At 67.4% G+C, this 8,657-nt stretch carries 10 protein-coding genes and 1 pseudogene; 10 read left to right on the top strand and 1 reads right to left on the bottom strand.

Annotation, left to right across the window (positions count from 1 at the left end; all coding sequences use genetic code 11):
- From FE811_RS24465 to FE811_RS24425, 9 genes are all read left to right on the top strand, one after another.
- Window positions 1–281: acetyl-CoA carboxylase biotin carboxyl carrier protein subunit (locus FE811_RS24465; RefSeq protein WP_305034200.1), on the top strand; the 281-nt coding region annotated here is incomplete at its 5' end.
- Window positions 281–1,651: an acetyl-CoA carboxylase biotin carboxylase subunit gene (gene accC / locus FE811_RS24460; protein WP_116221250.1), complete on the top strand. Its 1,371-nt coding sequence runs from the start codon at window positions 281–283 to the stop codon at window positions 1,649–1,651. The genes FE811_RS24465 and accC, both read left to right, overlap by 1 nt.
- Entirely contained in the window at window positions 1,644–2,288 is a 645-nt protein-coding gene (pxpB, locus tag FE811_RS24455) for a 5-oxoprolinase subunit PxpB (RefSeq protein ID WP_072463283.1), read from the top strand. Before accC ends, pxpB begins: the two co-directional genes overlap by 8 nt.
- Complete coding sequence (locus tag FE811_RS24450; protein ID WP_116221251.1) at window positions 2,285–3,259, top strand: biotin-dependent carboxyltransferase family protein; 975 nt, start codon at window positions 2,285–2,287, stop codon at window positions 3,257–3,259. Before pxpB ends, FE811_RS24450 begins: the two co-directional genes overlap by 4 nt.
- On the top strand, window positions 3,259–3,657 hold the full coding sequence (locus FE811_RS24445) for a hypothetical protein (RefSeq protein WP_116221252.1): 399 nt from the start codon (window positions 3,259–3,261) through the stop codon (window positions 3,655–3,657). The genes FE811_RS24450 and FE811_RS24445 overlap by 1 nt, the downstream gene beginning before the upstream one ends.
- The gene (locus tag FE811_RS24440) at window positions 3,654–4,418 is read left to right on the top strand and encodes a LamB/YcsF family protein (protein WP_116221253.1); all 765 of its coding nucleotides are present in this window, start codon (window positions 3,654–3,656) and stop codon (window positions 4,416–4,418) included. The genes FE811_RS24445 and FE811_RS24440 overlap by 4 nt, the downstream gene beginning before the upstream one ends.
- Before the next feature lie 34 nt (window positions 4,419–4,452).
- Window positions 4,453–5,226, top strand: coding sequence for an SDR family oxidoreductase (locus tag FE811_RS24435; protein WP_072463280.1), 774 nt, complete (start codon window positions 4,453–4,455; stop codon window positions 5,224–5,226).
- Between the two features lie 48 nt (window positions 5,227–5,274).
- A complete protein-coding gene (locus tag FE811_RS24430; protein WP_370362703.1) occupies window positions 5,275–6,483 on the top strand; it encodes an aspartate transaminase in 1,209 nt (402 codons plus the stop codon).
- A gap of 205 nt (window positions 6,484–6,688) precedes the next feature.
- Window positions 6,689–6,961, top strand: coding sequence for a WYL domain-containing protein (locus tag FE811_RS24425; RefSeq protein ID WP_072463278.1), 273 nt, complete (start codon window positions 6,689–6,691; stop codon window positions 6,959–6,961).
- 9 nt (window positions 6,962–6,970) lie between these two features.
- Here FE811_RS24425 and FE811_RS24420 read toward each other — a convergent pair whose 3' ends face one another.
- Window positions 6,971–7,345: a hypothetical protein gene (locus FE811_RS24420; RefSeq protein WP_139294063.1), complete on the bottom strand. Its 375-nt coding sequence runs from the start codon at window positions 7,343–7,345 to the stop codon at window positions 6,971–6,973.
- 601 nt (window positions 7,346–7,946) lie between these two features.
- Between FE811_RS24420 and FE811_RS24415 the strand changes: the two are divergent.
- A pseudogene (locus FE811_RS24415) lies at window positions 7,947–8,657 on the top strand (hypothetical protein); the annotation flags it as partial.

The raw sequence follows: 8,657 nt of genomic DNA, 5'->3' as shown, positions 1-8,657 counted from the left end.
CGCCACCCGCCGCCGCGGCGGCAGCGCCGCCGGTCCCGGCACCCGAGGCGGATGCCGTCACCGCCCCGCTGGCCGGCCTGTGCCACCTGCGCCCCGAATCCGGCGGGGCGGCCTTTGTCGAGCCGGGCGCCCGCGTCGAGGCCGGCCAGACGATCTGCATCATCGAGGCGATGAAGATGATGACCCCCATACCCGCGCCCCAAGCAGGCACCGTCGAGGCCATCCTGGTCGGCGACGGCGCGACGGTCGAGGCCGGCGCGCCCCTGATGAGGATCCGCTGATGGCCGCGATCGACATGGACTGCCTGCTGGTCGCCAATCGGGGCGAGATCGCCCTGCGCATCATCCGCGCCTGCCGCCGGCTGGGCCTGCGCGTCGTCTGCGCGCATTCCGAGGCGGATCGCGACGCGGCATGGCTGCCGCTGGCCGACCAGGCGATCTGCATCGGTCCCGCGCCCGCCGCCAAGAGCTATCTGAACATCCCCGCCCTTCTCGCGGCCGCCGAGGCCAGCGGCGCGGGCCTGATCCATCCCGGCTATGGCTTCCTCTCGGAACGCCCGGAATTCGCCGAGGCCGTCGAGGCGGCCGGCCGGCGGCTGGTCGGACCCAGCGCCTCGGTCATGCGGATGATGGGCGACAAGGTCGAGGCCAAGCGCGCCATGATCGCCGCCGGCGTGCCCTGCGTGCCCGGCCCCGACAGCGTGCTGCCGGACGATCCCGAGGAAATCCGCCGGATCGCCGCCGGGATCGGCTATCCCGTCATCCTGAAGGCGGCCGGCGGCGGCGGCGGGCGCGGCATGCGCGTCGTGCGGGCCGAAGCCGAGCTGGCCGGCGCCTTCATGGTCACGCGGCAGGAGGCGAGCCGCTTTTTCGGCAATGCGGACATCTATATCGAGAAATTCCTCGAAAGGCCGCGCCATGTGGAAATCCAGGTGCTTGCCGATGCGCATGGCCATGCGCTCTGGCTGGGCGACCGCGACTGTTCGATGCAGCGCCGCCACCAAAAGCTGATCGAGGAAGCCCCCGCGCCGGGGATCGACCGCGCGCTGATCGCGGAAATCGGCGAACGCTGCGCCGCCTCCTGCCGCCGGATCGGCTATGTCGGCGCGGGCACCTTCGAGTTCCTCTTCGAGGACGGGCAGTTCTATTTCATCGAGATGAACACCCGTATCCAGGTCGAACACCCGGTGACGGAAATGGTCACGGGACTGGACATCCTGGCCATGCAGATCGACGTGGCGCGCGGCAACCCGCTGCCGATCACCCAGGAACAGGTGCGCACCCTGGGCCATGCCGTCGAATGCCGGATCAATGCCGAGGACCCGGACAGCTTCGCCCCCAGCCCCGGCCGGATCACGGCGATGCATGTGCCGGGCGGGCCGGGCATCCGCGTGGATACCCATGTCGGCGCCGGCTCGGTGATCCCGGCGAGCTACGATTCGATGATCGGCAAGATCATCGCCCATGGCGCCGACCGCGACGAAGCGCTGGCCCGCGCCCGCACCGCGCTGGACGAGGCGCGGGTGGCCGGCGTCTCGACCAATATCCCGCTGCACCGGCAGATGCTGGCGGACCCCGGCTTTTCGGCCGGGGGGGTCAGCATCCACCATCTCGAACACTGGCTCGAAGCACGGAAGTCCCGCCATGCCTGACGCGAAGCTCTCCATGATCGGCAGCCGGGCGGTGCTGTTCCAGCCCTCCTGCCCGTTCGATCTCGCCAACCAGCAGCGCATCTGGGCCATCGCCGACGAGGCCGCCACCTGGAAGGGTGTCCGCGAGGCCGTGCCTGGCATGACCAATGTCACCCTGCTTCTGGACCATGTCCCGACCGGGCTGGACCGGATCGAGAGGGATCTGGCCGCGCTGTGGAAAAGCGGCATCCGCAAGCAGGTCGAGGGCCGGCTTCTGGCGATCGACATGGCCTATGACGGCCCGCATCTGGCCGAGGTGGCCGGGATGACCGGCCTGCCCGTGGATCAGGTCGTGCGCCTGCATGCCGCGCCGGAATACACCGTCTATGCGGTCGGCAGCCATGCCGGCTATTGCTATCTGGGCGGTCTCGATCCCCGGCTGGAAACGCCGCGGCGCAAGGTGCCGCTGCCCCGGCTGCCGGGCGGATCGCTGTCGCTGGCGGGATTGCAGACCGGGGTCTCGGCCTCGGCGGGCCCCAGCGGCTGGAACACCATCGGCAGCACCGACCTGTCCTTCTTCGACCCCGAGCGCACGCCCGCCGCGCTGCTGCGGCCCGGCGACCGGATCCGCTTCAACCCCGTTGAGGTCAAGGCATGATCGAGGTTCTGTTCATTCCGCCCGCCGCGACGGTGCAGGATCTGGGGCGCGACGGCTACTGGTCGCAGGGCCTTGGCCGCGCCGGCGTCATGGATGCCCTGTCGCACGGCGTCGCGAACATGCTGCTGGGCAATGACGTCGATGCCGCGACGCTGGAGATCCCCTTGACCCCGGCGCGGTTCCGGTTCCGGCAGGCCGGGGCCTTTGCGCTGGCGGGCGCGGCCTGCGGCGCGACGCTGGCCGGACGACCCCTGCCCCGCGTCTGGGCGGGCATGGCCGCTGCGGGCGATGTGCTGGAGCTTGGCCCGATGACATCCGGCGCCCGCAGCTATCTGGCGCTGCCCGGCGGGATCGACGTGCCGGCGGTGCTGGGCTCGCGCAGCACGCAACTGCGCGAAGGCTTCGGCGGGCTCGAAGGCCGCGTCCTTGCCGCCGGCGACGTGCTGCGCGCCGCGTCGGAGACGCTGCCGCTGCCGCCTCTGGGGCTTAGCCTGACCATGCCCGCGCTGCGCGCCGCGGGTGCCGCAGAGATCGAACTGCGCGCCCTGCCCTCGGCCGAGCATGGGGATTTCGCCCCGGCCTCGCGCGAGGCGTTCTGGACCACGCCCTACACGGTCAGCCAGCAAAGCAACCGCCAGGGCTATCGGCTGGAAGGCGAGACCCTGGCCTATGAGGCGTCCGGCGAATTGCGCTCGCACGGGATCGCGCCGGGGATCGTGCAGGTGCCGGGCGGCGGGCAGCCGATCATCCAGCTGGCCGATTCCGCGACCATGGGCGGCTATCCCAAGATCGCGGCGGTCATCGAGCCCGACCTGTGGCGCATCGCGCAGGCCCGGCCGGGCGACCGCCTGCGCTTTCGCCAGGTGACGCTGGCCGAGGCGGCCCTGGCCGCAAGGACGCAACAGGAATGGCTGGCCGGGATTCGCACGCAGTTGGAAGGATTTCTGACCCGGCAGAGGGGATGGCTCTGATGTTCGACAAGCAAGACCTCGCCCGGCTTCTGGACGCGATGCGCGCGCATGGCGTCGGCACGCTGGAAATAGAGGGCGGGGACATGTTCCTGCGCCTGGCCCTGCCGGCCGGGCCCGCACCGGCCACCGCGGCCGAGGCAAAGCCCGCGACCGCCACCGCCGCCGCGTGCAGCCCCGATATCGGCACCTTCCTGCCGCGCGGCAGCGACGACGGGCTGCCCGCGATCGCACCCGGCGACGCCGTCCGCGCCGCCGACCTTCTGGGCTATGTCGCGCAGGGCGCCGTCCGCGCCGCCGTCACCGCCCCGGCGGATGGCATCATAGCGTCCGGCATCCCGGCGCCGGGCACCCTGTTCGGCCACGGCGACCCCGTCCTGACATTGGAGACCAGGCCATGATCATCGACATCAACTCGGACATGGGAGAGGGCTTCGGCCCCTACCGCATCGCCGACGACGAGGCGCTGATGGCGCAGATCAGCTCGGCCAACGTGGCCTGCGGCTACCATGCCGGCGATCCGGTCATCATGGACCGCACGATCCGGCTGGCCAGGGAGCATGGCGTCGACCTGGGCGCGCATGTCAGCTTTCCCGACCGCATGGGTTTCGGCCGCCGCCGGATGGACATGGACCTGCCGGAACTGGAATGCCATCTGCTGTATCAGCTGGGCGCGCTGGCCGGGCTGGCGGGCCGCGCCGGGCATCGCGTCACCCACATGAACCCGCATGGTGCGCTTGGCAATCTCGCAAGCTCCGATCCCGCCATTGCGGCGGCAGTGGCGCGCGCGACCATGGCCTTCGACCCCGAGATCGCGTTCCTGGTCCTGCCGGGCAGCGCCCTGGAACAGGCCGCGCTGGAGATGGGCGGCAACGTGGTCCGCCTGTTCCTGGCCGACCGCGGCTATCTGGCCAGCGGCCAGCTTGCCCCCCGCAGCCAGCCAGGGGCGGTCATTCACGACGCCGAGCAGGTGGTGGCCCGCGTCATGCGGGTCATCCGCGACCGGCAGGTCGACACGGTGGACGGCCAGGTCATCCCGATGCCGGTGCAGTCCATCCTGGTCCATTCCGACACCGCGGGCGCCGTCGAGCTGGCGCAGCGCCTGCGCAAAGGCATCACGGCCGGCGGCGCGACCATCGCCCCGCTGACCCGTCACATCTGACCCCCGGCGCATTCACGAGAAGAAAGACAGAACCATGGCATTCGCGGATTACAAGACGGCATTGGTAACGGGCGCCTCGGGCGGAATGGGCTGGGCGATCGCCGAGCGGCTGCGCGCGAAGGGCCTGGCCGTTCACGCCCTGGCCCGCAACGCCGAAAAGCTGCAGGAACTGGCGGCGCATTGCGGCGCGATCCCGCATGTGATCGACGTTTCCGACACCGAGGCCGTGTCCGCGCTGGTGAAGGATCTGGAAATCGACGTGCTGGTGAACAATGCCGGCGTATCGCGGCCGGGCAGCATCCTCACCTCCAGCGCCTTCGACATCGACGAGCAGATCGACGTCAACCTGCGCGCCGCCCTGCACCTGGCCCGCCTGCTGTTGCCGGGCATGATGGAGCGCGACCGCGGCCATATCGTCAACATCACCTCGATGGCCGGGCATTACGAGTTCGGCGGCCATATCGCCTATCACGCCACCAAGGCGGCGATGCATACCGTCTCGCGCCAATTGCGCGTCGATGCCTTCGGCCGCCGGGTCCGGGTGACCGAGATCAGCCCCGGCCGGGTCGAGACCGACATCTTCGCCAAGGTCGAGAAGATCGACCCCGCCGAGGCGAAGCGCAAATATTACGAAGGCTTCGAGATGCCGCAGGTCTCGGACATCGCCGACGCCGTGGAATATGCGGTCGGGACGCCGCAATACGTCAACATCAACCTGATCGAGCTGCTGCCGACGCTGCAAGTCCCCGGCGGCCTGCGCACCGCCAAGCGCGTGGGCGACGACGTGATCCTGACCGGCAACAAGTAACGCGCCGCCCCGCCGGCATCCGAACAATCCGCACCGATGGAGATTGCCTTGAGCAACATCAAACTCGCCTCGCGCGTCACCAGCATCCGCGTCTCGCCCAGCACCGCCGCCGCGCAGAAGGTCCGCGACCTGCAGGCCGAGGGACGCAGGATCTTCAACCTCACCGTGGGCGAGCCCGATTTCGACACGCCCGACCACATCAAGGCCGCCGCCATCAGGGCGATGGAGAATGGCGAGACGAAATACACCTCGGTCAACGGCACGGTCGAGCTTCGCAAGGCCATCCAGCACGACTTCAGGACGCGGCTGGGCATCGACTGCGGGCTCAACGAGATCTGCGTCGGCGGCGGCGCCAAGCAGGTGCTGTTCGTGGCGCTGATGGCCACCGTCGAACCCGGCGACGAGGTCATCGTCCCGGCGCCCTATTGGGTGTCCTATCCCGACATGGTCATCGCCAACGGCGGCACGCCGGTCATCGTTCCCTGCGGCGAGGAGGTCGGCTTCAAGCTGACCCCCGACGCGCTGGAGGCCGCGATCACCGCGAACACCCGCTGGGTGATCCTGAACTCTCCCTCCAACCCGACCGGCGCCGCCTACAGCGCGGACGAGCTGCGGGCGCTGGGACAGGTGCTGCTGCGGCATCCGCATGTGATGGTCCTCTGCGACGAAATCTACGACCGGATCTGGTTCGCCGGTTTCGAGCCCTGCAGCATCCTGACCGTCCTGCCCGAGCTGAAGCCGCAGGCCCTGGTCGTCAACGGCGTGTCCAAGTCCTATGCCATGACCGGCTGGCGGATCGGCTACGGCGTCGGGCCGCTGGCGCTGATCGATGCGATCAACAAGCTGCAATCGCAAATGTCGTCCTGCCCCTCGTCGATCAGCCAGGCGGCGGCCGCCGCCGCCCTGACCTCGGACCAGCGCTCGGTCGACGAGGCCGTGGCGGTCTATCGCCAGCGGCGCGACCGCGCCCATGCGCTGATCAACGCGATTCCCGGCCTCAGCTGCAGCCTGCCGGACGGCGCCTTCTATCTCTATCCCAGCTGCGCGGGCATGATCGGCAAGAGGACGCCGGACGGAAAGACGATCAGGAACGACCTGGATTTCAGCCTGTATCTTCTGGAAGCGGCGGGCGTCGCCTCGGTGCATGGCGGGGCCTACGGGCTAGAACCCTATTTCCGCATCTCGACCGCAACCTCGATGGAGATCATCGAAGCGGCCTGCGCCGCCATCGCCCAGGCATGCAAGGCTTTGGACTGAGAGCAGCAAAGCAAAGGGCGGGCGCCCCGTTCCTTGAGCTCGGCGGGCAACGATTGCCCTGCGTCCCGGTTCGCACGAAAACCTTGACCCGCCGATCATGGCACAATTGCGCAAGACGATCTTCGTCGGCCATCTGGGTCGCCGTCGAAGATGGAGCTGTCGAACGCGCCTTTCGTGGCGCCCCAGGGCTTCAACCTGAAAAGTTATGCCCACAACTGGGATCTGGCAGGAGGAACCCGAGGGCATCGTCCGGCGCTTTTCCCCGCGCGTTGCCCGCGATGCAGCCAGCTATCGCTTCCACCCTGCCGAGAGGCACGAGCCGCAGGACGACGGCAGCCTGATCGTGCGTTTCCGCGCCGACGGCCTGCAGGAAATAGCCTGGCATCTTGCCCGCTGGGGTGGAGAGGTCGAGGTGCTGGCCCCCCATCGGCTGCAGCAGATGGTGCGGGATCTGGGTGCGCGGCTGGCAAGCCCGTAACGCAACCGCTTACAGGAAGCGTTTCCCCAGTTCGCCGGCGGCACTGACATCTTCGCCGATCCGCTCTCTTGCTGGTTTTGTTCTGGCGTGGAATTCGTCGCTGACATCCCTGACGAAATCCGCCGGACTCAGCCCTGCGTGAAGGATGCACTCCAGGAAGGCGCAAACGTCAAAGAGATAGCCATAAGCGCTCGTCGCTGCACTCGTGCTCACGATCGAAAATATGCAGGCCGCGAAGGCAAGGATCCACGCAAAACCCGCCACACCACGAATCCCGAGCCAGGACAAGAGCGTCGCCGCCGCAACAAGATATTCGGGGATATCCGAACTGGCATTCAGGGCGATGGATATGATCGCCCGAATACACGGTCCAGAGCAGAACAAAAACGATCAGCCCATAGATCGATTTGCTCCACCTGAGGATACCACGGGCATAAAGAGGCGTCAGCATGGCCAATGCGGCGGCACCGGAGATCAGGGTGGGCTTGATCGAATAGTTCTTCGAGAAAAAGTGCAGGCTCGGCGCAGAATAGTTCTTGAAGCATAGAGCAGTGGCAACAAGCAGAAAAATGATTGCCAGCAGCTTGGTCGTGCGCTCGGAAAGCGTCTCCTCGCTGGTAAGGATGTCTACGGCAGCAAAGATCTTGGCCTTTATCCAGAGAATCCATCATTCGTCATGGTCAGCATAGTGCATATTCCCACATCACGCCTGCGTGAAGGACGATTTTGAGCCGGTGTTCGAAATTTCATGTGGCACGGCCGGAATCCGGCCTCCCGGCCGAGACCGGCCTTATTTGCATGTCGGCATGTCAAATGTAAGCCGGCATGGCCAACTGCCCCCGTAACGGGGTGATCGGCTTCCCAAACGGCCCCTCTTTCACTGATGGTCATGATGCCCCCGTGGTCATCGGGGGCACAGTGCGGGATGCTGGTTGTGGAGACGACTGCGAAGATCCGTCGGGCGTATTTCCAGGAGTAGAGGACGATCAAGCAGATCTGCCGGGAGTTTCGGGTCTCGCGGAGTGAGGCGTGAGCCGCCATTGGTTCGAGGCCACGCCGAACGGTGCGGAAGGTGATCCGGTCCGGCGCGACGGAACTGACCCATGAACGGACAATCCAGCCGCTGCCGAAGATCGGCCCTTGGAGAACCAAGCTCGACGAGATGCTGGCGGCAAACGCCCGGAAGCCGAAGCGCGAACGCCTGACCCTGATCAGGATCTTCGAGGCACTCCGGTCCTTCGGCTATGACAGTGGTTACGATGCTGTCCGGCGTTACGCGGCCTCGTGGTCCAGGGAAGAACAGGAAGCTTCGGCCGCCGCCTGTGTGCCGCTGGTCTTCGATCCGGGCGAGGCTCGACCCCATCGACCGGAGCCACGAGATCGTGGTGATCGATGGGGTGACCACCACCGTGAAGGTGGCGCATGTCCGCCTCTGCCACAGCCGGATGCTGTTTGTCCGGGCCTGCCCGCGCGAGACGCAGGAGCCTCAGCCATCGGGTTCGGACCGATGGCGCCGCGATGGCTTCGATCTTCGACGCTCATGACAAGGCCTTCGCCTTCTTCGGCGGCTGCGCTCGTGGGATCTACGACAACATGAAGACGGCGGTGGATACGATCTTCGTCGGCCGCGACCGCGCCTACAATCGCGTTCGCCTGTTCTCTCGAACCGCTGGCGTTCACAGGCTCACTCCGGCAG

Source organism: Paracoccus sp. FO-3 (genome assembly GCF_006386455.1).
GTDB classification, from domain to species: domain Bacteria; phylum Pseudomonadota; class Alphaproteobacteria; order Rhodobacterales; family Rhodobacteraceae; genus Paracoccus; species Paracoccus versutus.
The sequence above is the reverse complement of the archived record's forward strand: the minus strand, read 5'-3'. Positions and strand labels throughout refer to the sequence as shown.